The organism is Campylobacter felis, from assembly GCF_030250085.1.
GTDB lineage: Bacteria > Campylobacterota > Campylobacteria > Campylobacterales > Campylobacteraceae > Campylobacter_D > Campylobacter_D upsaliensis.
Genome location: NZ_JANURX010000003.1, coordinates 1 through 24,464, shown reverse-complemented (window position 1 = coordinate 24,464; position 24,464 = coordinate 1). Strand labels below are relative to the sequence as shown.

The 24,464-nt window shown below is 35.9% G+C and carries 28 protein-coding genes; 15 read left to right on the top strand and 13 right to left on the bottom strand.

Annotated elements, in window-relative coordinates:
* Nucleotide 1 precedes the first annotated feature (1 nt).
* Genes NYG92_RS02350 through NYG92_RS02325 form a run of 6 tightly spaced genes read right to left on the bottom strand, consistent with a single transcriptional unit; the run spans nt 2 to nt 6,372 of the window.
* Nucleotides 2–832, bottom strand: coding sequence for a septal ring lytic transglycosylase RlpA family protein (locus NYG92_RS02350; RefSeq protein ID WP_289233431.1), 831 nt, complete (start codon nt 830–832; stop codon nt 2–4).
* Nucleotides 795–1,907 carry a lytic transglycosylase domain-containing protein gene (locus tag NYG92_RS02345; RefSeq protein WP_289233430.1) on the bottom strand — a complete coding sequence of 371 codons (1,113 nt, stop codon included), beginning with the start codon at nt 1,905–1,907 and terminating at the stop codon, nt 795–797. Before NYG92_RS02345 ends, NYG92_RS02350 begins: the two co-directional genes overlap by 38 nt.
* Entirely contained in the window at nt 1,907–2,704 is a 798-nt protein-coding gene (locus tag NYG92_RS02340) for a TatD family hydrolase (protein ID WP_289233429.1), read from the bottom strand. The genes NYG92_RS02345 and NYG92_RS02340 overlap by 1 nt, the downstream gene beginning before the upstream one ends.
* The gene (cbrR, locus tag NYG92_RS02335; protein ID WP_289233428.1) at nt 2,695–3,936 is read right to left on the bottom strand and encodes a bile resistance response regulator CbrR; all 1,242 of its coding nucleotides are present in this window, start codon (nt 3,934–3,936) and stop codon (nt 2,695–2,697) included. The genes NYG92_RS02340 and cbrR overlap by 10 nt, the downstream gene beginning before the upstream one ends.
* A 52-nt stretch (nt 3,937–3,988) precedes the next feature.
* The gene (locus NYG92_RS02330) at nt 3,989–5,512 is read right to left on the bottom strand and encodes an AAA family ATPase (RefSeq protein ID WP_289233427.1); all 1,524 of its coding nucleotides are present in this window, start codon (nt 5,510–5,512) and stop codon (nt 3,989–3,991) included.
* Nucleotides 5,512–6,372, bottom strand: coding sequence for an NAD(+) kinase (locus tag NYG92_RS02325; RefSeq protein WP_289233426.1), 861 nt, complete (start codon nt 6,370–6,372; stop codon nt 5,512–5,514). Before NYG92_RS02325 ends, NYG92_RS02330 begins: the two co-directional genes overlap by 1 nt.
* A gap of 80 nt (nt 6,373–6,452) precedes the next feature.
* Here NYG92_RS02325 and aspS point away from each other — a divergent pair, with 80 nt between their 5' ends.
* Together aspS and NYG92_RS02315 are read left to right on the top strand one after the other, a co-directional pair.
* The gene (aspS, locus tag NYG92_RS02320) at nt 6,453–8,204 is read left to right on the top strand and encodes an aspartate--tRNA ligase (protein ID WP_289233425.1); all 1,752 of its coding nucleotides are present in this window, start codon (nt 6,453–6,455) and stop codon (nt 8,202–8,204) included.
* Nucleotides 8,201–8,776: an adenylate kinase gene (locus NYG92_RS02315; protein ID WP_289233424.1), complete on the top strand. Its 576-nt coding sequence runs from the start codon at nt 8,201–8,203 to the stop codon at nt 8,774–8,776. The genes aspS and NYG92_RS02315 overlap by 4 nt, the downstream gene beginning before the upstream one ends.
* A 120-nt stretch (nt 8,777–8,896) precedes the next feature.
* Here NYG92_RS02315 and NYG92_RS02310 read toward each other — a convergent pair whose 3' ends face one another.
* Nucleotides 8,897–10,117, bottom strand: a complete 1,221-nt coding sequence (locus NYG92_RS02310; protein ID WP_270972310.1) for an argininosuccinate synthase — start codon at nt 10,115–10,117, stop codon at nt 8,897–8,899.
* 122 nt (nt 10,118–10,239) lie between these two features.
* Here NYG92_RS02310 and NYG92_RS02305 point away from each other — a divergent pair, with 122 nt between their 5' ends.
* Genes NYG92_RS02305 through NYG92_RS02290 form a run of 4 tightly spaced genes read left to right on the top strand, consistent with a single transcriptional unit; the run spans nt 10,240 to nt 12,866 of the window.
* Entirely contained in the window at nt 10,240–10,485 is a 246-nt protein-coding gene (locus NYG92_RS02305; RefSeq protein WP_257433306.1) for an RNA-binding S4 domain-containing protein, read from the top strand.
* Nucleotides 10,482–10,889, top strand: coding sequence for a tRNA (adenosine(37)-N6)-threonylcarbamoyltransferase complex ATPase subunit type 1 TsaE (gene tsaE, locus NYG92_RS02300; RefSeq protein ID WP_289233423.1), 408 nt, complete (start codon nt 10,482–10,484; stop codon nt 10,887–10,889). Before NYG92_RS02305 ends, tsaE begins: the two co-directional genes overlap by 4 nt.
* Nucleotides 10,882–11,610 carry an LPS export ABC transporter ATP-binding protein gene (lptB, locus tag NYG92_RS02295; protein ID WP_004277315.1) on the top strand — a complete coding sequence of 243 codons (729 nt, stop codon included), beginning with the start codon at nt 10,882–10,884 and terminating at the stop codon, nt 11,608–11,610. The genes tsaE and lptB overlap by 8 nt, the downstream gene beginning before the upstream one ends.
* Nucleotides 11,610–12,866 (top strand): RNA polymerase factor sigma-54, encoded by a 1,257-nt coding sequence (locus NYG92_RS02290; RefSeq protein ID WP_289233422.1) that lies wholly within the window; start codon nt 11,610–11,612, stop codon nt 12,864–12,866. The genes lptB and NYG92_RS02290 overlap by 1 nt, the downstream gene beginning before the upstream one ends.
* A 2-nt stretch (nt 12,867–12,868) precedes the next feature.
* Here the strand turns inward: NYG92_RS02290 and flgH are convergent, their stop codons facing one another.
* Entirely contained in the window at nt 12,869–13,567 is a 699-nt protein-coding gene (gene flgH / locus NYG92_RS02285; RefSeq protein ID WP_289233421.1) for a flagellar basal body L-ring protein FlgH, read from the bottom strand.
* A gap of 97 nt (nt 13,568–13,664) precedes the next feature.
* Between flgH and pta the strand changes: the two genes are divergently transcribed.
* Both pta and NYG92_RS02275 read left to right on the top strand, forming a co-directional pair.
* Nucleotides 13,665–15,170 carry a phosphate acetyltransferase gene (gene pta / locus NYG92_RS02280; RefSeq protein WP_289233504.1) on the top strand — a complete coding sequence of 502 codons (1,506 nt, stop codon included), beginning with the start codon at nt 13,665–13,667 and terminating at the stop codon, nt 15,168–15,170.
* A 9-nt stretch (nt 15,171–15,179) separates the two neighbouring features.
* Nucleotides 15,180–16,370: an acetate kinase gene (locus NYG92_RS02275; RefSeq protein ID WP_289233420.1), complete on the top strand. Its 1,191-nt coding sequence runs from the start codon at nt 15,180–15,182 to the stop codon at nt 16,368–16,370.
* A 3-nt stretch (nt 16,371–16,373) separates the two neighbouring features.
* On the opposite strand, the gene NYG92_RS02270 is transcribed toward NYG92_RS02275, so the two are convergent.
* Both NYG92_RS02270 and NYG92_RS02265 read right to left on the bottom strand, forming a co-directional pair.
* Complete coding sequence (locus NYG92_RS02270; protein WP_270976392.1) at nt 16,374–17,102, bottom strand: amino acid ABC transporter ATP-binding protein; 729 nt, start codon at nt 17,100–17,102, stop codon at nt 16,374–16,376.
* Nucleotides 17,095–17,820, bottom strand: a complete 726-nt coding sequence (locus NYG92_RS02265; protein WP_412766953.1) for an amino acid ABC transporter permease — start codon at nt 17,818–17,820, stop codon at nt 17,095–17,097. The genes NYG92_RS02270 and NYG92_RS02265 overlap by 8 nt, the downstream gene beginning before the upstream one ends.
* Before the next feature lie 128 nt (nt 17,821–17,948).
* Here NYG92_RS02265 and NYG92_RS02260 point away from each other — a divergent pair, with 128 nt between their 5' ends.
* The 7 genes from NYG92_RS02260 to queA are packed head-to-tail and all read left to right on the top strand — an operon-like array spanning nt 17,949 to nt 23,431.
* Nucleotides 17,949–18,101 (top strand): hypothetical protein, encoded by a 153-nt coding sequence (locus NYG92_RS02260; protein WP_224188718.1) that lies wholly within the window; start codon nt 17,949–17,951, stop codon nt 18,099–18,101.
* Complete coding sequence (panB, locus tag NYG92_RS02255) at nt 18,101–18,925, top strand: 3-methyl-2-oxobutanoate hydroxymethyltransferase (RefSeq protein WP_270966536.1); 825 nt, start codon at nt 18,101–18,103, stop codon at nt 18,923–18,925. The genes NYG92_RS02260 and panB overlap by 1 nt, the downstream gene beginning before the upstream one ends.
* Nucleotides 18,926–18,934: 9 nt before the next feature.
* Nucleotides 18,935–19,783, top strand: a complete 849-nt coding sequence (panC, locus tag NYG92_RS02250; RefSeq protein ID WP_270969140.1) for a pantoate--beta-alanine ligase — start codon at nt 18,935–18,937, stop codon at nt 19,781–19,783.
* Nucleotides 19,784–19,823: 40 nt separating this feature from the next.
* Nucleotides 19,824–20,180: a Sec-independent protein translocase protein TatB gene (gene tatB, locus NYG92_RS02245; protein ID WP_004277326.1), complete on the top strand. Its 357-nt coding sequence runs from the start codon at nt 19,824–19,826 to the stop codon at nt 20,178–20,180.
* On the top strand, nt 20,173–20,919 hold the full coding sequence (tatC, locus tag NYG92_RS02240; protein ID WP_289233419.1) for a twin-arginine translocase subunit TatC: 747 nt from the start codon (nt 20,173–20,175) through the stop codon (nt 20,917–20,919). The genes tatB and tatC overlap by 8 nt, the downstream gene beginning before the upstream one ends.
* Nucleotides 20,916–22,412, top strand: coding sequence for a methyltransferase regulatory domain-containing protein (locus NYG92_RS02235; RefSeq protein ID WP_289233418.1), 1,497 nt, complete (start codon nt 20,916–20,918; stop codon nt 22,410–22,412). The genes tatC and NYG92_RS02235 overlap by 4 nt, the downstream gene beginning before the upstream one ends.
* Nucleotides 22,412–23,431 carry a tRNA preQ1(34) S-adenosylmethionine ribosyltransferase-isomerase QueA gene (queA, locus tag NYG92_RS02230; protein ID WP_289233417.1) on the top strand — a complete coding sequence of 340 codons (1,020 nt, stop codon included), beginning with the start codon at nt 22,412–22,414 and terminating at the stop codon, nt 23,429–23,431. The genes NYG92_RS02235 and queA overlap by 1 nt, the downstream gene beginning before the upstream one ends.
* On the opposite strand, the gene NYG92_RS02225 is transcribed toward queA, so the two are convergent.
* The 3 genes from NYG92_RS02225 to NYG92_RS02215 all read right to left on the bottom strand — a co-directional run.
* Nucleotides 23,428–23,739 carry an SMR family transporter gene (locus NYG92_RS02225; RefSeq protein ID WP_289233503.1) on the bottom strand — a complete coding sequence of 104 codons (312 nt, stop codon included), beginning with the start codon at nt 23,737–23,739 and terminating at the stop codon, nt 23,428–23,430. The genes queA and NYG92_RS02225 overlap by 4 nt on opposite strands.
* A 1-nt stretch (nt 23,740) precedes the next feature.
* A complete protein-coding gene (locus NYG92_RS02220; RefSeq protein WP_270960356.1) occupies nt 23,741–24,082 on the bottom strand; it encodes a DMT family transporter in 342 nt (113 codons plus the stop codon).
* Nucleotides 24,083–24,184: 102 nt separating this feature from the next.
* A partial coding sequence (locus NYG92_RS02215; protein ID WP_289233416.1) for a hypothetical protein occupies nt 24,185–24,464 on the bottom strand: 280 nt, incomplete at its 5' end.

Here is a 24,464-nt window from a genome sequence, read left to right as displayed (position 1 = left end):
CTTACTCTCTCACGACAAAAGCCCCAGCAAAAGCTCCGCTACTAGCAAAGTCTCTTGCCTCATCTTCACTTCTAAAGCCTGTTAAAAAGACGCGGTTTAGCCCATCAACAGAGCTTGTGCGTATAGTCGAGCTATAATTGCGGTAGGTTTTGTATTTTGACGCGGTGATTTCAGCTCCAGAGCGGTTTTTAAATGCACCAATTTGCACCATAAAATTCCCTCCCTCATAGACATTTCCACCGCCAGAAATTGCACCGCCACTTCCATAATTTACATTAGAATGCACGACTTCATTGCCCGAATTTTTATTACCAAAGCCTATAACTTCAAGTCTTACAGGTGCTGTTCCAGCGTGAATCATATCAATTTTTCCTGCCGCACCTTTAGATAAGTCGATAATGCGGTTATGTGCAAAAGGTCCGCGGTCATTTACACGCACGGTAACTTGACGATTATTATTTAAATTTGTAACCTTTAAAATCGTATTCATCGGTAAAGTTTTATGTGCTGCTGTTAGTCCGTTTTGATCATAAGTTTCGCCATTACTTGTTTTTTTGCCGTGAAAGCCCGGTCCATACCAGCTTGCTATCCCATCTGCTGTTTCGCCCACTTCAACAACGGTTGGATAATAAGTCTTACCATTAATTGTATAAGGCTTCATCGTGCCTTTATTGCCTGATTTAGACGGATCGCTTTTAAAATCATTAGTAGGGTAATAAACTTGTGCATTTCCATTAAAATTATCTCTAATATAGCTTGTAACTCCACAGCCACTTAAAAATAAAAGCGTAGAGCTAGCGAGAGCTAACTTGAGCATATGAGTTTTTTGCATTTTTCTTCTCCTTAATCGGTATTATAAGTTTTTGATTAATGCTTAAATGATTTTTACGAATTTTATTTAATTCTCTAATATCTTCTGCGTTAATACCGTACATTTTGGCGATTTTATAAAGCGAGTCTCCCGATTTAACAATATAAGTTTTTGTCATCGGTATCGTTGTATCGACTTTTTCAAGCTTGACATTTTTGAAATTTTTTTCAAAAAAGGCGACCTTATTAAGCGGGATATACATATAATAGCCCTTTCCCGGAGGAGTGAAGCTATGTCTAAATTGCGGATTATATTTTTTAAGTGTAGCTAAATTAAGCCCTGCACCCTTTGCAATGTCCCTAAGTGCCACAGATGAGGGGATATCAACCTTAACAAAATCATTACTCAAAGCATAATTCATCAAAGACGGGTCTTTTTGTAATAAAAATTCCCTATCACTTGCCAAAAAAGCAAGAGTTAAAATTTTGCGTATGAAATCTCTTGTTTCTAAAGAAAGATATTTTTTATCCGCATCAAGTAAGACGCGTAAATCATCACTCCCAGCCTGCTTAATCGCCTTTCTTAGCTTACCATTACCACAATTATAAGCCAAAAGTGCTAAATACCACTTGCCAAATTCATCTTTAAGCTCCTTGATGTAAGTCGTAGCAGCGTGGGTGGATTTCACTAAATCAAGCCTTTCATCAACATATGCATCGACCCTAAGTCCTAATTTTACTGCCGTTGGACGCATAAATTGCCAAACGCCAGCAGCCTTAGCGTTTGAAACGCTTCCCACCTTTAAGCCCGATTCAACCATAGCAAGATACAAAAGCTCCTGAGGAACATCTTCTTGAGATAAAATTTTTCTAATCATAGGAGTGATTTTAGAAAAATTTTGCACTGAATTTACCAAAACTCCCGCGTGTTTTGACTCTAAATCCTTTCTCACTTCCACGAAAATCAAATCGCTCATAAAGCTAGGATCAATGTCTAAATGCCTTAAAATTTGCACTTGCTTTTCATAATGCTCTGGTGCGTAAGTTTGAGAAAAAACGGAGGTTAATAATAATAAAATTAAAATTATTTTTTTCATTATTTTCCTTTAAAAAACAAAGCTTTAGAATTTTTTAAACAAAGTCTTAAAAGCTCATCTTTAGATAAATTTAAAAGCTCACTCATTTTATCCGCGACAAAATGCGTCAAAAGTGGCTCGTTTCTTCTTCCCCTAAAAGGCTCTGGGGTAAGATAGGGTGCGTCCGTTTCGATGAGCAATTTTTCCCTAGGAATTTGAGGTAAGATTTCTACCAAATTTTTAGCATTTTTAAAAGTCAAAACCCCTCCTATACCAAAATAAAAGCCATCATCTGCCAAACCAAGCAAAAGCTTACTTGCATTAAAACAATGCAAAACCCCACCACAAAGCTCTTTTGTGTGTTCTTTTAAAATGTGATAAGTGTCCTCATTTGCCTCACGCGTATGGATAATAATGGGCTTTTTAAATTCTTTAGCAAGTTGAATTTGAGCCAAAAAACATTTTTTTTGCATTTTTTTTTCGCCCTCATCTTTCAAGCGGTAATAATCCAGCCCACATTCTCCCACAGCTACGCATTTTTCATCTTTTAAATAAGCTCTTAATATTTCTTCATCATAGCTTTTTAACTCGTAAGGATGCACACCCACAGCAAAAAAAACATTTTCATAGCTATGTGCGATTTCACAGGCTCTTGGAAGGTCCTTAATGTCTGCACCGGGGATAATGATTTTTTCTATGCCATTATTAAAAGAGTGCTTTAAAAGCTCGTCTAAATCATCAAAATAACGCTCATCATCTAAATGACAATGCGTGTCGATGATCGTCCCCTCATCTTTAAATTCAAGATTTAAGAACATACTTCTATTCTATCCTTGCCATTATTTTTAGCGGCACTTAAAGCTTTTGATGCTTTTTCAACCAAATCATCAAGCTTGGCACCAGAATTTGCAAAAACAACACCTAAAGAAGCGGTAAAGAAAAGCTCATCTAAATTAATCAAAATGCCAGCATTTTTGATATTAACGCGTATGCGAGAAAGAATTTTAAGTGCTCTTTCTTGGCTAATATTTTTAAGTAAAATTCCAAATTTTTCAGCACTATAACGCCCTAAAATATCACGCCCCTTAGTTTCAGCGATCATTTCATCGGCACAAATTTTAATAATGCTATCGCCTATTTCAAAGCCGTATTCATCATTAATGCTTTTTAATTCGTCAATATCTAAAAACGCAAAAGCGAATTCTTGCTCTCCACTCGCAATATCATTGAGATAATCCTCAACCTCAGATCTAAAAGTATAGTGATCCTTAAGACCTGAAGTATGGTCTAAATTATTATAGGTTTTGATAAATTTTTTATCTTGCATATAGTTTAAAACTCTATCCAAACGGCAGTTAAAAAGCTCCTTTAGTAAGGGTTTGATGAGATAATCATTTGCACCATTTTTAAGAACTCTAGCTTCTGCTACATCATCTTTTTCGCCTAGCAAAATAACTCCCAAATCATCATCGTTATACTTTGCTCTAATCTCAGTCAAAAGCTCCTCACCACTTACCACAGGCATTTTCGCATCAGCGATAATGAGCTTTGTATCATCATTATCCTTTAAATAAAGCAAAGCCTCCTCACCGTGTGCGGCAGCTAGGACTTTAAAAAGTCTTTGGGAAAGAAATTTTTTAATTTCATTACGCTCCGGAAGTTTCGCCATAGCTAAAATGACCTTTGTCTTAGCGTAATAGCTAAGTGTAGAAATCGCATCTAAAATTTGATCGACGCAAGTATCGCTTTCTTTAAAAATATAATCAAGGATATTTTTATGCATAAATTCTTCGCGTTTGTTTGTATCATTACTTGCTGTTAAAACGATTGCGGGGATTTTATCAGCGACCACATCGACAATTTCCCCGTTCATCGCATCAGGCAAACATAAATCCACAAAACTTAAAAAATAGTCATTATTTAGCATAGCAATAGCCTCAGCCATAGTATGAGCGATATCAACTTCGTAATTTAAGGTATTTTGTATCTTTTTAGCTAAAAGCTTACTTAGCATTTTATTATCATCAATTAGTAAAATTTTTTTCATCACTTTCCCTTACAAATAAAAGTCAAAATTGTAGCAAATTTAAACCACATTTTAGTTAATCCTCAAACAAAGTCCTTGCAAATTGCAACGCTTCATCGCTGATTTGCTCTCCACTTACCATTCTAGCTAACTCCTTAATTCTCTCTTCTTTTTCAAGCTTTTTGACATAACTTTGTTTGCCATTTTTTTCTACTAGAAAATGATTATGTGCTTTTGAAGAAAGCTGAGGCAAATGAGAAATGGCAAAAATTTGATAAAAGCGACTCAATTCATCTAAAACTTTAGCTATACTCATCGCCTCTTTTCCGCTTAAATTTGCATCGATTTCATCTAAAAATATAATGCCACGCCCCGAATTTAAAATTTTACACTCGGTCGCGATAAAAGCAAGTCTTAGGCGGTTTAATTCTCCTGAGCTAAGATTTTTAAGCTTGGTTTCACTCACGCTTAATTTAATTTCATCTTTTCCAAAAAGATTAATTTCATCATTTTGCACACAATCAAGTTTTAAATTTTTCATATAAAGTTTAGCTAAATAATCATTTAAAAAATCTTCCAAAACTCCCAAATTTCTTACCCTAGCTTCACTTAAAATATGTGCTTTTTTTTCTAACTTTTCCTTTAAATCGCGATTTAAAAGCTCTAATTCTTTTTTCTCAAAACTCAAATTTTCATAATGCTCTAATTCTTTTTTCTTAAGTTCAAGAGTTTCTAAAGCTCCTTCAATGCTTTCATAACGCTTGATGAGATAAGACAAGTCGCTAATGCGGTCTAATAATGCCTCAATGTCAAAGTCAAGCTCTTCCATTTTTTGATTTTCAGCAATAATGCGTAATTCATTAAAACATTCACTAAAAAAATTCGCATCCACCTCGCTTAAATTTAAAGCATCTAAAACGGCTTTTTCATATTCAAAAATTCCACCGACTTTATTCCACGCTTCTTCTATTTTATCACGCTTTGAAAGTCTTTTTTTAAGTTTTAATAATTCTTCATATTCGCCTGATTTTGGATTGATTTTAGAAATTTTTTCAATGTGCGTTTGGGCAAGTTCTTTTAGCTCCTCAATTCTCCTTTCTTCCTCTAAAACCCTATTAAGCTTTAAGGAATTTTCATTGTATTCTTTAAAAATTTGCTCGAATTTTTCTTTAGTTTCATTAAATTTTGGATTTTTCGCACTCTCTAAAGCGTCTAAGAGTGTGAGAAATTTTTCATTGCTAAATTCATTATTATCCTTAACGCTAAGATATTTTATGAAGCTTTTGCTAAGGCTTTGGAGGCTTTTTTTAGCTATGCTTTGATTATTGATAAAATATTTTGTGCTTTTTTCCTTAAGCATTTTAAAGACATTTTCGCTCTCGCTTTCTATGCCAAAGCTTTCTAAATCAAGCTCGTCATCAAGCTCAAGCTCAACAAATTTAGCCTCACTCTCACCAAAGCCAAAAGCCGCAAGTATCCCCTTAAATAGCACAGATTTCCCCGCTCCACTTAATCCACTAAAAACAGTAAGCCCTCCACTAAGCTTTAAATTTGCCTCTTTAAAGCTCAAATTTTCTTTCATTAAAATACGACTAATCATCAATTGCCCCAGTTTAATTTTTCTTTTAAAATTTGAAAATAGTCCCTATTTTTAGGGTGGATTAAGCCCACGCCTTTATCGCTTAATCCTACCTTAATGCTTTTAAATTCATCAACTTCATAATGCTCTTGCCCATCCACGCACAAAATGCAGTCCTTAGCACCTACCTCAAGCTCAAAGCCACGCGGTAAAACAATGGGTCTTTGCGTAAGAGAATGCGAACAAACGGGCGTTAGGATAAAAACTTCCGCTAAAGTATAGACTATGGGACCATTTGCACTTAAATTATAAGCTGTTGAGCCTGCTGGAGAAGCTATGATAAGACCATCTCCAAAGTATTGATTAAAAATTTTACCCCTTCTAAAAACCTCAATACTCACCATAGAATTCATTTGTTTTCTAAAAAAAACAATATCATTAAAGGCATTTTTGCGTAAAATTTGACCTGCTTTTGTTTCAAGTGTAAGTTCGAGCATAAAGGGTATTTCAAGTCTAAATTGACCTTGAAAAAAGTCCTCAAAAAAATTAGGAGCATCTTGCAAAGATAAGGTAGTCAAAAAGCCAAGCTTCCCTGCATAAATTCCCAAAATAGCCTTTTCATACTCATAAGCCTTTCTACAAAGCGAGATTAAAGTACCATCACCACCTAAAGAAATCACAAAATCACTCATTTCAAAAAGTCTATTAAGCTCAAAACTTGCCAAATTGAGCCTTTGTGAGCTTTCTTTAAAGAGCAAAAGCTCAACGCCCTTTTTTTTCAAAATGCTTTCAAGATTTGCGATTTCGGTATCTAAATTTGAATTTGGTCTTGAAACAAGCCCAACTTTCTTAACATTTTTGTAATTAAATTTCTTTTGCATAAAAAAATTATAACAAAACTTAGCAAAGCAAAAGAATAAAGATATTATAATTTCACAAATTTATCTTTGTAAGGAAAAAAATGCGTAGTCATTATAATACAGACTTAAATAAAGCTAATATTGGCGAGGAAGTGAGACTTTGCGGCTGGGTTAATAGCTACCGCGACCACGGCGGAGTGATTTTTATCGACCTAAGAGATAGAAGTGGGCTTATCCAACTAGTATGCGATCCAAACGATAGTCAAAAAGCTCACGAAATAGCCTCTAGCGTAAGAAATGAATTTGTTTTAATCGCTCACGGAAAGGTGCGTCCAAGAGGCGAGGGACTTATTAATGCCAAGCTTAAAACAGGTGAAATTGAAGTTGTGGTAAGTGAGCTTATTGTAGAAAATGAAAGTATGGTGCCACCTTTTGCCATAGGCGATGAAAGCGTTAATGAAGAGCTTCGTTTAAAATACCGCTTTTTAGATCTTAGAAATCCACGCCTTTACGAAAATTTCGCTTTACGCTCAAAGGCTTGTATAGCGGCTAGAAATTCCTTAGCAAATATGGGCTTTTTGGAGGTGGAAACGCCGATTTTAACCAAGGCTACGCCAGAGGGGGCGAGGGATTATTTAGTGCCTTCTCGTGTGCATCAGGGTGAATTTTACGCCTTGCCTCAAAGTCCGCAACTTTTTAAGCAACTTTTAATGTGTGCGAATTTTGACCGCTATTTTCAAATCGCAAAATGCTTTAGAGATGAAGATTTAAGAGCGGACAGACAGCCTGAATTTACGCAAATTGATGTAGAGATGAGCTTTTGCGAACAAAAAGATGTTATGGCAGTGGCGGAGACCTTTTTGAAAGATATTTTTGCTGCTTGTGGTAAGCAAATTAGGACGCCTTTTAGACAAATGAGCTATAAAGAAGCTATGGAAAATTATGGGAGCGATAAGCCTGATTTGAGATTTGATTTAAAACTGATCGATGTGATTGACATTTTCGCCAAATCAAACAACGAAATTTTTACAAATATCGCAAAAGATCCTTATAAAAACCGCATTAAAGCCTTAAAAGTGCCAAAGGGAGATACGATTTTTTCAAAAAGGCAAATGCAGAGATTTGAGGAATTTGTGCGTAAATTTGGCGCTCAAGGCTTGGCTTTCATACAAGCTAAAGAAGACGGACTTAAGGGTCCGCTTTGCAAATTTTTTGGCGAAGAAGATCTAAAAGAGCTTGAAAAACGCTGCGAACTTGAGGTCGGTGATGTCGTATTTTTTGGTGCTGGAGTAAAAAAGGTCGTGTTAGATTATATGGGGCGTTTTAGACTTTTCTTAGCGGAGGAGTTAAAGCTTTTAGACCCTAGCATTTTAGAATTTTTATGGGTTGTGGATTTCCCTATGTTTGAGAAAAATGATGACGGCTCTTATTCTGCTATGCATCATCCTTTCACTATGCCTAAAAACATTGATGAAGAAAATTTGGAAGAAATATCTTCCATAGCTTACGATGTGGTTTTAAACGGCGTTGAGCTTGGTGGTGGAAGTATAAGAATTCACAAAAATGAAATTCAACAAAAAGTCTTTAAGCTTCTTAATATCAACGAAGAGGAGCAAAGAGAGAAATTTGGCTTCTTGCTTGATGCCTTAAGTTTTGGAGCACCCCCACACGGAGGTATAGCTATAGGACTTGATAGGCTTATAATGCTAGTAAGCAAAGCAAGTAGCATAAGAGAGGTCATAGCCTTTCCTAAAACGCAAAGAGCGCAGTGTCTGATGACAGAAGCACCGAGCGAAGCAAGTAAAGAGGCTATGAGAGAACTTGGACTAAAATTAAGGGAGAGTGTAAAATGAAAGAATTGTTTTTAATCATAGGAGCGCCGGGTAGCGGCAAAACAACAGATGCAAGTTTAATCGCCAAAGATGATGTTAATATCACGCATTATTCTACGGGCGATTTATTAAGAGAAGAAGTTGCAAGTGGCAGTGAACTTGGTAAAACCATAGATAGTTTTATCTCTAAAGGAAATTTAGTGCCTTTAGATGTGGTGATTAACACTATTGTTACAGCACTGAAAAACGCACCGACAAAAACTATCATCATCGATGGCTACCCTAGAAGCGTAGAGCAAATGATAGAATTTGATAAGGTTTTAAACGGACAAAATGAAGTCATTTTAAAAGGCGTGATTGAGGTTCGCGTAAGTGAAGAAATCGCTAAAGATAGAATTTTAGGCAGGAACCGCGGAGCTGATGATAATGAAGAAGTGTTTTATAATAGAATGAAAGTTTATATTGAGCCTTTGGAGGAAATTTTAAGCTTTTATCAAAAGAAAAAATTACATTTCATTATAGACGGCGAAAGGGCTATTGAGTCTATTGTAGCGGATATGAGAGAATTAATCAAAAAAATTCAAAATATTTAATGAAAAAGTGGCATTTGCTGATATTAAAGCATTTGCCAAACTTTCATTTCGTAAATCTTATATAAAATCAAGCAAGGGATAAAAGCTTTCACTCTATCCCAATTTTAATCATTTTACAAATTAAAATTTGCGTCCATTTTTACCAGCGATGATAAAACGAAGAGCATTAAGTTTGATAAAGCCTTCGGCATCTTTTTGATTATATACTTCATCTTCTTCAAAGGTGCAAAAAGCGGCATTAAAGAGGCTATCATTCGCACTTTCACGCCCTACGACCATCACGCTACCCTTGTAAAGCTCCAACCTTACCTTACCATTAACAAATTTTTGACTCTCATCGATTAAGGCTTGAAGCATTAATCTTTCCGGAGAAAACCAAAAGCCATTATAGATAAGATGAGCATATTTAGGCATTAGCTCATCTTTTAAATGTGCCGCTTCTCTATCAAGCGTAATGCTTTCAATGGCTCTATGTGCCTTTAGCAGTATCGTCCCGCCCGGTGTCTCGTAGCAACCCCTACTTTTCATACCTACAAAGCGATTTTCCACGATGTCAAGGCGTCCTATGCCGTGTTTTGAGCCTAGCTCGTTAAGTTTTGCTAAAAGTCCGGCTGGGCTTAAAAACTCATCATTAATCGCCACTAAATCGCCCTGTTTAAATTCAAGCTCTATAATTTGACTTTCATTTGGTGCCTCTTTAGGACTTTTAGTCATTCTCCACATATCATCTTCCGCTCTTGCTGCAGGGTCTTCTAAAACAAGTCCTTCGTAAGAAATGTGAAGCAAATTTGCATCCATTGAATAAGGAGATTTACCCTTTTTCTTGGAAATATCTATGCCGTGTTTTGCTGCGTAGGCTAAAAGCTTTTCGCGACTATTTAAATCCCACTCTCTCCAAGGAGCGATGATTTTTAAATCAGGATTAAAGGCTAAATAACCAAGCTCAAAACGCACCTGATCATTACCCTTGCCAGTAGCACCGTGGCTAACTGCATCAGCTCCTGTTTGTAGGGCGATTTGTGCTTGAGTTTTGGCGATTAAAGGGCGCGCTATGCTTGTGCCAAGTAGATATTCTCCCTCATAAATAGCATTTGCTCTAAACATAGGGAAAACATAATCTTTAACAAATTCATCTTTTAAATCTTTAATGAAAATATTTTCTTCTTTAATGCCAAGTGATAAAGCCTTAAGCCTAGCGGGTTCAAGCTCTTCACCCTGCCCTATGTCTGCTGTGAAGGTAACGACCTCACACCCATACTCATCTTGAAGCCATTTTAAAATAATGCTCGTATCAAGCCCACCAGAATAAGCCAAAACCGCTTTTTTAACTTTATCTTTCACCTTAAACTCCTTTATAAAATTTCCGTAAAATTCTAGCAAAAAAGCCTTAAGTGAAAGTTTTTTAAAGCAAAATTTGTTCCAAAATAATTTTTAATTTGCATTTTTTTGCTAAAATTCCCCTTATGAGAGTTGATAAATTTTTAAATGTAGTTAATATTACTAAACGCCGTAGCATAGCTGAGGATATGTGTAAGAGTAAGGTTGTGGATATTAATGGCGTGATTGTAAAGCCTAGTAAAGATGTGAAAATAGGCGATATTATCACGCTTCATTTAAATGAGCGTAAAGAAAGCTATAAGGTCCTTGCCCTACCTACAAGTAAAAATATACCAAAAAACGCACAAAGCGAGTATGTGAGTAAGCTGTGAGGGAATGGATTTTAAAACAAGATGAACTTAATGAGCTTTTAAAACACTTGCCAAATAGTGGCGTTGTGCTACTTCGTGGAGATTTAGCAAGCGGGAAAACAAGTTTAGTCCAAGCCTTGCTAAAAAAAATAGGTTTTGACGAAAACGCAAATTCGCCGACTTTTTCTTTAATGCAAAGCTATGAAAAAGATGCAAAAAAAATTTATCATTATGACATTTATCAAGTGGGTTTAAATGGCATTTTGCAAAATGGCTTATTTGAAAATTTTTTTGAAGAAGGTTTGCATTTGGTTGAATGGGGCGATGAAAATTTAGAAAAAGCTTTAAAAAAAATGGGAATTAAGCCCTATATCATAGAAATTTTTCCTTTAAATCAAAGAAGAAAGTATGTGATTTATGAGTAAATTAGAAGTTTTACATTTAGAAAAAGTGATTAAAAAAACGAAAATTATCCACGACATCTCACTTGAAATTCAAAGTGGAGAGGTCGTAGGACTTTTAGGTCCTAATGGTGCTGGCAAAACGACAACTTTTTATATGATATGCGGTCTCATTACACCTAGTGGAGGTCAGGTCAAACTCAATGGCACAGACATCACTAAAGAACCGCTTAATAAAAGAGCAAGGCAGGGCATAGGCTATTTGCCACAAGAAAGTAGCGTTTTTAAGGATTTAAGCGTAGAAGATAATTTGCTTTTGGCTGCTGAAATTTTCTATAAAGATAAAAAAATTTTAAATGAAAAAGTGGAAAAAATGCTAGAACTCTTAAGCATAGAGCCTATACGCCTTAGAAAAGGCTTAAGTTTAAGTGGGGGGGAAAGAAGGCGTTGCGAAATCGCAAGAAGCTTGATGTGTGAGCCTAAATTCTTACTTTTAGATGAGCCTTTTGCGGGGGTTGATCCCATCGCTGTGGCTGAAATTCAAAATCTTATCAAAGAGCTTAAAAGACTTGATATTGGAATTTTAATCACAGACCACAATGTCCGCGAAACCTTAGCTATTTGCGATAGGGCTTATGTTATCAAGCAAGGCACACTTTTAGCTAGTGGAAATGCTAAAGAAATCGCACATAATCAAGATGTGAAAAAATACTACTTAGGAGCGGAGTTTAAACTCCTTGATTGATGTTAAGACAAAAATTAAGCCAAAGTCCTAAAACAAAGCTTTCTAACACCTTACGCTCTTGGCTTCCTCTTTTGCAAGCAAACATTGAGGATTTAAAAGAAAGCTTAGATAAATTTGCTGAGGATAATCCTTTTCTAAGCATAGAAGAAAAAGCACAAACTCAAAAAAATGGACAAAACTATTATGATAATTTCTTTAAACGCAATGCCAAAAGCGACATTTTAGAGCAAAAAGCTTTAAGGGAGCGAAGCGTTTGGGAGCTTTTAGACGAGCAAATTATCCCCCCTCTTTTTCCCACTGCAAAGTCTCAAACCATAGCTAATCAAATCATACAATGCCTCAATCACGAAGGCTATTTTGAATATGATGAAACAATTTTGAGAGAATTTACCAAAGAAGAGGTAGAAAAAATTCGCACACGCTTTAAATATTTAGAGCCTGTGGGTGTGGGAGCGATAGACTTTAAGGAAGCTTTTTTATTTGCCTTAGAAAATATAGAAATTAAAAATGATGAGCTTTATGAATTTAGCAAAATGCTCATTTTAGATTTTGAAAATATTCAGCAATATACAAAAGAAAAGCTTTATAAAGAAGCTATTGAGATGATTAAAAAATTTTCTATCCCGCCCTTTTTGGAGTATTTTGAAGAAAGCAGAGCAATAGTGCCTGATATTTTTATTTTTAGAGAAAATGGGGAAATTAAAGTTAAAATTAACGATGATTATTACCCAGAAATTCACATAGAAACAGACGGCTTAGAACACGAATTTTTAAGCAGCTATTTAAAAGAAGCTAGAAATTTAGTCGATGCACTTGCTATGCGTAAGGCGACCTTATATAAAATAGGCTTAATGATAGTCGAGCATCAATATGAATTTTTTTTAGGAAAAGAAATTAAGCCTATGACCTTGAAAGATTTAGCACAAGATCTAGAGCGTAATGCCTCGACCATTTCAAGAGCCATTGCTAATAAATATTTAAGTTGTGATAGAGGGCTTATCCCTCTAAAAGATTTTTTTGCCTTTGCTCTTGATGAAGATGGAGAGACTTCAAATGCTAGCGTTAAGGACTTTGTCGCAAATTTAGTCAAAAACGAAAACAAACAAAAGCCCCTAAGTGATAGTAAAATTTTAGAACTTATCCTAGCGGAATTTAAAATCGACATAGGAAGAAGAACGATTACCAAATACCGCAAACAACTAGGCATCACAAGCTCTACAGATAGAAAAAAACTTTACGAGCTAGAAGGCTCGTAAAATTAAAACGGCCACACCGCCTCGATAAATTTACTACCCCAAGGCTTTCTCGTGCTTCTATCTACTTCACCTTCGGTTTTGTAAAGAATTTTCGCATCGGCTATGTATTTACTATCTATAGTATTATCCTGTCCTATATCATAAGGGCGAATCACACCGCTAAGTTGGATAATTTGCTTCTCGCCGTTAATCAAAAGCTCCCTAGAACCTTCAATGAAATAATTTCCATTTGAAAGAATTTTAATCACCCTTGTAGAAATAGTCGTATTAAAACTTTCATTTCTACTTTGTGTGCCTGTGCCTGTGTAGTTATTTGTGCTATTTGTTTGAAAGCCTATGTTGGAATAGGAATTGACCCCATTTAAGACCTGATTAACAGCGCCTGTGCTACCCACTAAAGCACCGCCACCCAAATTGGCATTATTTGTTCTGCTGGTTGTTTTGTTTGCTTGTGTGCTTTGCGTTGTGCTTTCTTGTATGATGACGGTAACTAAGTCATTGACATTCATCGCCTTTTTATCGGAAAATAAAGGATTATCCCCCTTGCCAAATAAGGATCCTGGTGCTGATTCTACATTATGACTTTGCTTAGGTGCAAGCTCTTCGACATAAGTTGGCGGTTTCATCGAAATTTCAGGATCTACCACAGCACTACATCCAAAAAATGCAAATGGTAATATATATACGAAAACTTTTTTCATTTCTGTCCTTTGATATGAATTTTTTATATTTTTTCGTTACAATAACTTCAAAACCTTAGAAAGCAAAGAGCGTTCCAAGTTTAAATTCAAAGGAAAAATAATGGCAAATCTTTATCTTATGCGGTCAAAAAGCGATGATTTAAATACCCTCATCACCAAAAAACTTTTAGCAAACTACACAAAACATTATAAAAATGTAGCCATTTACTGCCCTGTGATTTATGTGCATAGAATAGCCACCGTGCAGGAGTGGCTTGAAGAATTTAACATCAAACAAAGCTCAAAAGAAAGTTACGGCTTTACCTTACGCGATGCGATGAATACCTTTAGCCACGATCCTCACTATTTTTTCAACAAAATTTTAGAAGAATATGAAAATTTAAAAGCTAAATATAACTTTGTTTTAGTAACAAGTTTTTCGGAATTTGGCATTTTAGATGGCTTTGAATTAAGCGTTAAACTTGCTAAAAATCTTAACACCCCCATAGCCGCCATTATCGACCAAAAAGACCAAAATATAGCAAGAAAGATCTTTGATGAAAGCCTTAAGGGAGAAAATTACGCCTTAATTGACGCAAATTTTGATTTTAATGAGCTTATGAATTTAAAAGAATATGAATTTATCACACCCAATCGTTTTAAATTTGAGCTCATTAAAAAAAGTGTGAAAAATAAAAAAATCGTTGTTTTGCCAGAAAGCGATGATGAGAGAATTTTAAGAGCAAGTGAAATCCTACTTAGAAGTAATGTCGTTCATCTCATCTTACTTGGAAATGAGACTAAAATCAAAGAAGATGCCCTAAAGCTTGGACTAGATCTTAATGGCATTGAGGTGTTAGATCCTGCAAATTCGCCCCTATGTGAAGAATTTAGTGCTATGCTTTATGAGGCAAGAAAGGCTAAGGGGATGAGTTTAGAAGAAGCCGCTAAACTCGTTAAAGATAGAACTTATTTTGGCACAATGCTCGTGCATAGTAAAAAAGCTGACGCTATGGTAAGTGGTGCTTCAACCACCACAGCCGAAACAATACGCCCAGCCCTTCAAATCATCAAAACAAAAGAGGGCATTAATTCCGTCTCTGGCATTTTCTTTATGGGACTTGAAGATAAGGTTTTAGCTTTTGCAGATTGTGCGGTGAATCCTAACCCAACAGCCGAGCAACTCGCTCAAAGTGCTTATGTAAGTGCTTTGAGTGCTAAGGCTTTTGGACTTGAGCCTCGCATTGCAATGCTTTCTTATTCTAGTGGAGATAGCGGTAAAGGTGAAAGTGTAGATTTAGTCAATGAAGCTTTAAAAATCGCTAAGAAAAATTACCCAGAATTACAAATCGATGGTCCTATGCAATTTGACTGCGCTTATGATGCAAAAACAGCCGCAAAAAAAATGCCAAATTCCACCATAGCAGGCAAGGCAAATGTTTATATTTTTCCTAATCTTGACGCGGCAAATATTTGCTACAAAGCCGTGCAAAGAACGGCAAATGCCCTTGCCATAGGACCAATTTTACAAGGACTTAAAAAGCCTGTTAATGATTTAAGTAGAGGCTGTTTAGTAGAAGATATAGTCGATACCGTAATTTTAAGTGCGATTCAAGCACAATAAGGATTAAAAATGAAAATTTTAGTTTTAAATTCTGGCTCTTCTTCCATTAAATTCAAACTTTTTGATAATAAAATAGTCTTAGCAAGTGGTTTGGTCGAAAAAATAGGCAATAATCAATCTAAAATCGAGCTAAAAAACGCCAAAACAGGCACAAAAATGCGCCGCGATACACATATGGGTAATCACGAAAAAGGCTTACAACTAGTCGAAGAGCTTTTTAATGAAAGTGGGATTTTAAAAGATTTAAACGAGCTTGATGGCTGCGGACATAGAATAGTGCATGGAGGGAAGAATTTAACGGAGCATTGTTTAGTTAATGACTTCGTGCTAGAGGAAATTGATCGCGTTAGCACCATAGCCCCACTTCACAATCCAGCCCATTTAGCGGGGATTAAAACTATGCTTAAAGCCGCTCCTAAAGTTCCAAATGCGACCATTTTTGATACGGCTTTTCATAAGAGTATGCCCGATTATGCCTATATGTATGCGCTTCCTTATGATTATTATACAGAATATAATATTAGAAAATATGGCTTTCACGGCACTTCGCATTCTTATGTAAGCTCAAGAGCGGCAGCCTTAATGAATAAAGAAAAAATTAACGCCATAAGCGCACATCTTGGCAATGGTGCTAGTGTGTGCGCCATAAAAAATGGAAAAAGCATAGATACCTCTATGGGCTTTACACCTCTTGAGGGTTTGATGATGGGAACAAGATGTGGAGATATCGACCCTGCCACCCTACCCTTCATCGCTAAGGCTAAGAATTTAAACGCCGATGAGCTTGATACTATGATGAATAAGCAAAGCGGACTTTATGGCGTTTGTGGCTATAACGACTTTCGCGATGTAGTAAGTGAAATTCAAAATGGTAATAATCTCGCTCACCTCGCCCTTGATATGTATTGTTATCGTTTGGCTAAATATATAGGCTCTTATTTTGCCATCTTACCGCATACAGACGCCTTGATTTTCACTGCTGGAGTAGGAGAAAATGCCTCTTTAGTGCGTCAAAAAACTTGTGAAAGACTTAAACATTTGGGCTTTGAGCTTGATGATAGCCTAAATGAAAGTGATAAGGATGGGGAAAGAGAGATTAGCAAAGCAAATTCTAAAGTGAAAATTTTTGTTATCCCCACAGATGAAGAGCTTGAAATCGCTAAAATCACAGAAGAGCTTATTAAAAAAGCTCAAAATTAAGGCTTAGTGGTTTAAAACCTTATTTAAAAATTCTCTAAGCCTTTCATTTTTAGGATTTTCAAATACGCTTATTGGGCTTTCATCAACGGCGATTTGCCCCTTGTCCATAAAGAAAATGCGATTTGCCACATTTTTCGCAAAGCCCATTTCGTGCGTTACTACAAGCATAGTTAAACCCTCTTTTGCCAAATCTTTCATAATGTTTAAAACCTCACCTATCATTTCAGGATCCAGTGCAGAAGTAGGCTCATCAAATAAAATCACATCAGGATTCATCATCAAACTTCTAGCTATGGCTATGCGTTGCTTTTGACCGCCTGAAAGTTTGTGTGGCATATAGGTTTTTTTATCTTCTAAACCCACTTTAGAAAGTAAAATTTCCGCCTTTAAAGTCGCTTCATCTTGACTTAAAATTCCCGTTTTAATGGGCGTTAAGATTAAATTCTCAAGGACATTTTTATTTGCAAAAAGGTTAAAATGCTGAAAAACCATACTCACTTTTTGGCGAATTTTATTAATATCAACCTTTTTGTCTAAAATATTTTCTCCTTTGATAAAAATTTTACCACTATCAGCAAGTTCTAGCTTATTAAGACAGCGTAAAAAGGTGCTTTTACCGCCTCCGCTAGGTCCTATTAAAGCCACGACATCACCTTTTTTGATTTGCGTGCTAATGCTTCTTAAAACTTCTAAATCTCCATATTTTTTACACAAATTTTCGGTTTTAATCATTTTTATTTAACCTTTTTTCTAACAATCTCACACCTAAGCTAAAAATTTTAACACTCACATAATATACAAGTCCTGTGAAAATAATGGGCTTAGGATTATAAAGCACAGCTTGCAAACTCTTGCTTTGCATTGTAATATCCACCACGCTTATAAAGCCTACAACGGAAGTTTCTTTAAAAAGAGAAATAAATTCATTAGCAAGGGCGGGCAAAATATTTTTAAGTGCTTGAGGTAAAATAATCTCTCTCATCGTGCTTTGATAATCAAGCCCCATAGCCCTAGCCGCTTCCATTTGTCCCTTATCAACGCTATTAATCCCACTTCTTACAATCTCAGCAATATAAGCCGAGCTATTAAGTCCAAGTGCTAAAATCGCCGCATAAAGATTATCTAAAAAGGTAAAAATCACAAAAGCAAAAATCATAAGCTGTAAAATCACAGGCGTTCCGCGTATAATGTCGATAAATTCATCAACGATAAAATTAAGCACCCCAAAAGGAGAAAAGCGAATCAAAGCCAAAATAAAGCCAAAAACAAGTCCTATACAAACTGCACAAAAAGTAAGCAAAATTGTAACGCCATAACTTAGCATATAAGCCTTAGCATTAGGGGTAAAAGCATACCACACCTCATTACCCTCACTTACTTGCAAAATTTCGTAAGGGAAAGAAAAATAGCCCCATAAAATGATGATGGTAAAAAATACAAATGCTTGCATACTCTTTTGGGTCAAAATAAAGCCTTAATACTAAAAATTAAAGCCCAAATTTTAGAAAAATAATCTTTTATTTTTCTTTAAAGATTTAAAAAAATGTGTTAGAATTTTTAAAATTTCAAAGGGTAAAAATGGCAATTTTAGAATTTATTTTAATCTTTCTTTTTGTTTTGTTAATGGCATTTTTGATTATAGGATTTAATCGTCAAATGCTAGAAAAAGCCAAAGAAAGAGAAAAAAGATTAGAAAAATACAACAAAAGACGCGATTTTAAGGAAAAATGATGAGAAAAAGCATTATCGACTTTCAAAAACAAAAAGCAAATGGGGACAAAATCACTATGGTAGCAGCTTACGATTATCCTAGTGCTAAGGCTTTAGATGAGGCTGGGGTGGATGTGATTTTAGTCGGTGATTCTGTGGCTATGGTGCTTTTAGGACACGAGGATACGCTAAGTGTAAGTATGGAGGAAATGCTCGTTTTTACAAAAGCTGTCTCAAAAGCCGCTAAAAATGCCTTTGTTTTAGCTGATATGCCCTTTATGTCTTATCAAAGCTCGGTTTATGACGCCTTGCAAAATGCCGCTAAATTGATGAAGGAAGGTCGTGCAAATGGCGTGAAATTAGAGGGAGGGAGGGAGTTTAGTGAGTGCATTAAGGCTTTAAGCCGTGCTTCTATCCCAGTTATCGCTCACATAGGACTTACCCCGCAAAGTGTCAATGCTATGGGAGGATATAAGGTGCAAGGCAAAAGTAAAGAAGCCGCTAAAAAGCTCATCGATGATGCCAAAGCCGTTCAAGATGCGGGTGCTAGTATGGTTTTAATGGAATGTGTGCCAAGCAAATTAGCGAAAAAAATCACTCAAATCCTAGAAGTGCCTACCATAGGCATAGGAGCGGGGAAACACTGCGATGGGCAGGTTTTGGTATATCACGATTTTTTGGGACTTCATCAAGGATTTAAACCCAAATTTGTCAAACAATTTGCCAACCTAAATCCAAATGAGGGCATAAAAGCCTACATTAATGCCGTTAAAAGCGGAGAATTCCCAAGTGAAGAATATAGCTTTTCTTTAGAAAATGACGAGTGGATTGAAGAATTATATTAAAGGAAAAAAATGCAAATTATTAATGATATTAAAGATTTAAAAAACATTATCAAAAAATGGAAAAATCAGGGTCTAAGTATAGGCTATGTGCCGACTATGGGCTATTTGCACGAGGGACATTTAAGCCTTATTAAAAAAGCAAGTAAAAACGATAAAATTATCGTAAGCATTTTTGTCAATCCTATGCAATTTGGCGTTAATGAGGACCTAGCGACCTATCCAAGAGACTTAGAAAGGGACGCTAAACTTTGCGAAAATGAGGGCGTGGCAGTGCTTTTTACGCCCAGTGTAGAGCAAATGTATCCTAAGGGCTTTAGCTCTTATGTGGATATGAACTCACTCACCGATAAATTATGCGGAGCAAAAAGAGAGGGGCATTTTCGTGGAGTTTGCACCATTTTGATGAAATTTTTTCATCTTATCACGCCTGATGTGGCATATTTTGGACAAAAAGACGCCCAGCAATGTGCTGTGGTTAAACATATGGTGGAGGATTTAAATTTAGACCTTGAGATAGAAATTTGCCCCATTATAAGAGAAAAGGACGGCTTGGCAAAAAGCTCACGCAATGTTTATTTAAATGAGGCAGAGAGAAAGGCGGCTTTAGTGCTTTCAAGGGCGATTTTTTTAGGAGAGAATTTAATCCAAAAGGGCGAAAGAGAGAGCAAAATCATACTTCAAGCTATGCGTGAAGAATTACAAAAAGAAAGCCTTGCTAGGATCGATTATATCGAGCTTGTTAATCCTAAAACTATGCAAAATTTAGAACGCATTGAGGATAGTGCTTTGGGTGCTTTAGCTGTTTATATCGGCAAAACGAGGCTTATTGATAATTTTTTGCTCTTAAATCTTAAATAAGTATTTTTAGATAAAATGCTATCTTTTTTAAGGCTTTTTTATGAGTATGGGTGAAATTATCGTTATTTTAATTGTCGCTATTTTGGTTTTGGGACCGGATAAGCTTCCAGACGCCATAGTGCAAATTGCTAAGATTATTAAGGCTATCAAGCGTAATATTAATGACGCTAAAGCTGGCATTGAAAAAGAAATTCGCATTAAAGAGCTTAAAGACGAAGCGCAAAAATACCAAGATGAATTTTCACTAAGTAATGAAAACATACGCAAAAAGCTTAGTTTTGAAGAATTTGACGACTTAAAAAGAGATATTTTAGATAAAACAAAAGTGGATTTAACTTTTGATAGTAGAGAAAAAGAAACTCCACCACAAAATCCTACGGAAAAAGCAAATGTTTGAAGAGCTAAAACCCCATTTAATAGAACTTAGAAAAAGGCTACTCATAAGCGTTTTATGTGTTATAGTGATGTTTTTTATCTGTTTTACTTTCAATAAATATATCCTAGATGTCCTTACTATGCCCCTTGAAGCTGTTTTGCCTGAAATTTCAAAGCAAATTAACTTCATCGAAATGGCAGAGCCTTTATTTACCGCGATGAAAGTGGCATTTTTCGCGGCGTTTTTACTATCTTTACCTATGATCTTTTGGCAGTTTTGGAGCTTTGTCGCGCCCGGACTTTATGATAATGAAAAACGCCTTGTCGTGCCTTTTGTCATTTTTGCTAGTGTGATGTTTATTTTAGGCTGTGTGTTTTGCTATTTTGTCGTTGTGCCTTTTACTTTTAAATTTCTCATCGATTTTGGTGCAAGTGTGCAAAATTTTAAGCCTATCATTAGCATAGGGGCTTATGTGGGCTTTTTTACAAAGCTTATGATAGCCTTTGGTTTGGCGTTTGAAATGCCTGTTTTGACCTATTTTTTCGCTAAACTTGGCTTGATTGACGATGCTTTTTTAAAAAGACAATTTAGAATCGCCGTTTTAATCATCTTCATCTTTTCTGCGATGATGACCCCGCCTGATGTTTTTTCGCAATTTTTACTCGCCATACCACTTTGCGGACTTTATGGAATTTCTATTCTCATCGCCAAAAAAGTCAATCCCACCCCTACCGACAATAATGAAAGGAATAAACAATGAAATATGACGGCTATATTCAATCTAGTGATTACGAAGATTTGTATTTTGATATAATTCAACCTAATATTATTAATCTTAATCTCCTCTTTGCAGGCTTTAAACCGGTCAAGAACAAGCATTATTTAGAACTAGGCTTTGGTATGGGTCGGTCGCTACTGACCCACGCTGTAAGCAATGAAGGGTATTTTGTCGGCACAGATTTTAATGAAAATCAAGTCGCATTTGCTAAAAATATCTGCGAACAAGCCAAGATTTCAAATCTTACCCTTTATGCAGACAGCTTTGAGCAGCTTTTAGAACGCTTTAGGAAAATGAGAGCTAAGGGCGAGGAAGTAGGCTTTGACTTTATAGTCTTGCACGGAATTTATTGTTGGGTTAATGAAGAAAATCGCCAAATTATCCTTAGCATTATCAAGGAATTTTTGCGTGAAGGTGGCGTTGTGTATATTAGCTATAATTGTTTGCTAGGTAGAGCAACAAATATGGACGCAAGGCATATTTTCAAACTTTACTCACAAAATGAAAACACAGAAAATTTTGACAAAATTTTCTCTTTTACAGAAAAATTTGCACAATTAGAACCGGAAAATACCATCAATAAAAACATTTTAGACACCATCAATACACACCGTCATTCTCATCCTATCTACCGCATTCACGAATTTCTATGCGATTCTTGGTATTTGCCTTATTTTAGTGATATGGCTGAAACTATGAAAAAACTGGGAGACTTGAATTATATTTGTGAGTGCGTATTAGCCTATCATTTTAAAAAATTTACTCCTAAACAAGAGAATTTCTTAGCTCAAATTAACGATGTGATTTTTAAAGAACAAATGAAAGATTTTATCCTTAATAAACGATTTCGCTATGATTTATATGGCAAAGAACTCCTTAAACTTAGTGATAAACAAATCGATGATTATCTTTTTAATACGCAATTTGTGCTTTTAGATTATCCCACAAGCCACACCTTTAAGGACTGCGAGGAGAATTTAAAATGGGCTTATATTGAGCTTATTTCAAGGCTTGAAAATGAGGACTTCACTCCTAAAAGTGCCAAGACACTTATGATGGGTATTGACATAAACCAAAGGGTTTTTTTCTCACTCTTAATTAATCTTATGACTCTCAATCTTGTAGGCATTTGTGTGCCAAATACGACACGCAAAATTGACGAGGTTAAATTTTATAATCACAGCCTTTTGAAAAATCAAAAGCTAAGTGAGGAATATATTTTTGCCTGTGCGCTTACTGGAGGAGGAATTTCGCTAGATAGCTTAGAAAGAGCTTTTCTCAATCATTATTTTAACGAAAATCAAATGAATTTAGAAGAGCTATTTGAGCGGATTTATCAAAATGAAAATTTCCACTTCAATGACGCAAATAACCAAGCTTGTAAAGATAGAGAAAGCGTTTTCACTCAACTCAGCTTACATTACAAAAAATTTTTAAGGCGTCTGCCTATACTAATGAAACTTGAAATGTTTTAATGGATAAAGATTTAAGCCTTTCAAATTACAATTATACCTTACCAAAAGAGCTTATCGCCACACACCCAGCCCAGCCTAAAGAAGCGGCGAGACTTTTAATTTATGAGCGTGAGAAAGATAAGATTACACACACTATTTTTGCGAATTTGGAGCAGTTTTTGCCTGATTGTGCCATATTTTTTAATGATACTAAGGTCATTAAGGCTAGAATTTATGGGACGAAAGAAAGCGGAGGGAAAATTGAGCTTTTTTTACATTCTAGCGTGAGCGAGTGCGAATTTAACGCACAAATTAGAGGCAAGGTTAAAAAAGGCGAGATTTTACATTTTAAAGAGGGCTTGAGTGCTGAAATTTTAGAGCTTTATGCGGACGGCTTACGCAAAGTTTGCTTTAAACAAGATGAAAATTTGCTTAACACCCCTAAGCTTTACGCCCTTTTAGAAAAGATAGGGCATATCCCCCTACCGCCCTATATCAAAAGAGCCGACACGCTTAAAGACACGCAGGATTATCAAAGCATTTTTGCCAAAAATTTAGGTGCTGTGGCAGCCCCTACGGCGAGTTTGCATTTTAGTGAGGCTATGTTAGAGAGTCTTAAAAAACGCCACGAAATTCACACCATAACCCTACACATAGGCGCAGGGACCTTTAAAAGCGTAGAATGCGAAGACATAAGAGAGCATCAAATGCACAGCGAATTTTTTCACATCAACGAAGCCGCAAAAGCGTGTATCGACAGCAAAAAGGCAATTTTAGGCGTAGGAACGACTGCGACTAGAAGCATTGAGTATTATGTTAGGACGGGGCTTTGTAGTGGGGCGTGTGATTTATTTTTACACCCTTTTAATAAGCCTTTAAGGCAAAATTTTCTCTTAACGAATTTCCACTTACCAAAATCCACGCTTATAATGCTTGTATCCTCTTTTATAGGGCGTGAAAAGACCCTAGCACTCTACAAAGAGGCGGTTACACTAAAATACCGCTTTTATTCTTACGGCGATGCGATGCTAATTCTTTAAGCCGTTTTAAGCGTAATCACTGCGATAATGATGATAAAAATCCCCACCCAGCCGATAGGCTTTAATTTCTGCTTAAAAAAATACCACCCCCCCAAAGTCGTGCCTAAAATCCCTATACTTCCCCAAAGTGTGTAAGCGATAGCTAGTTTCATACCCTCCAAACTTAAAGCAAGAAGATAAAAGGCAAGCCATACAAGTAAAATGGATAATAAGCCCCATTTAAAATTCCTAAAGCCATTAGATTTATTTAAAGCGAGATTAGCCACGATGTCTAAAAGTGCGGCTAAAACGACATAAAATAAATAGATATTAAACATCTTTAGCCTCGTGTTTCTCTCCCAAATTCACAAGCACAATGCCTACAATAGCAAGTGCCAAGCCTATATATTCTTGCGTTTTTAAAGAAGTGCCAAAGATAAAAACGGCGATAAGGGTTATCAAGCTAAGCCCCACAATTTCCCAAATAGCATACGCCACACCTACGCTAATCGTGCGTATAGAAAGAGACATAAAATAATACGCCACGCCTATCATAGCAAACATAAAGCCATAAACGAAAATTTGATTACCCTCCTGTGAGTAATTCATCACAGAAACGCCAAAAACCTCACATACGATAGCAAGCATTAGAAAAATCCACGCTTTTAGCATTAGTCTCTCCTTAAATTTGCAAAAGCAAGATTTTAACACAAAGAAGCTTTTAATTTCATTATGATATATAAGAAGAAACGAAGCGTGAGCCAGTAGTTAAACTCACCACCACCAAGCATATCTAAACATAAGGGCGTGAGATCTTATAATATTAGCTGAAGAGAAAATTCCACTATATCCTAAAGAAATATCAGAATCCTTAGTCAAGTCATAAGAAATTCCCCCTTGCACTACTCCATAAAGTCTAGCAATGTCAAGTTCAGCATTTAAGACATTGCTATCAAGATGTAAGGTTCCTTTTGCATCTTTATAGACATTAATAATCGTTCCTAGTGCCACAGCTGTTTTAAAACGATTAATCCAAGGAGTTTCATATTTTACC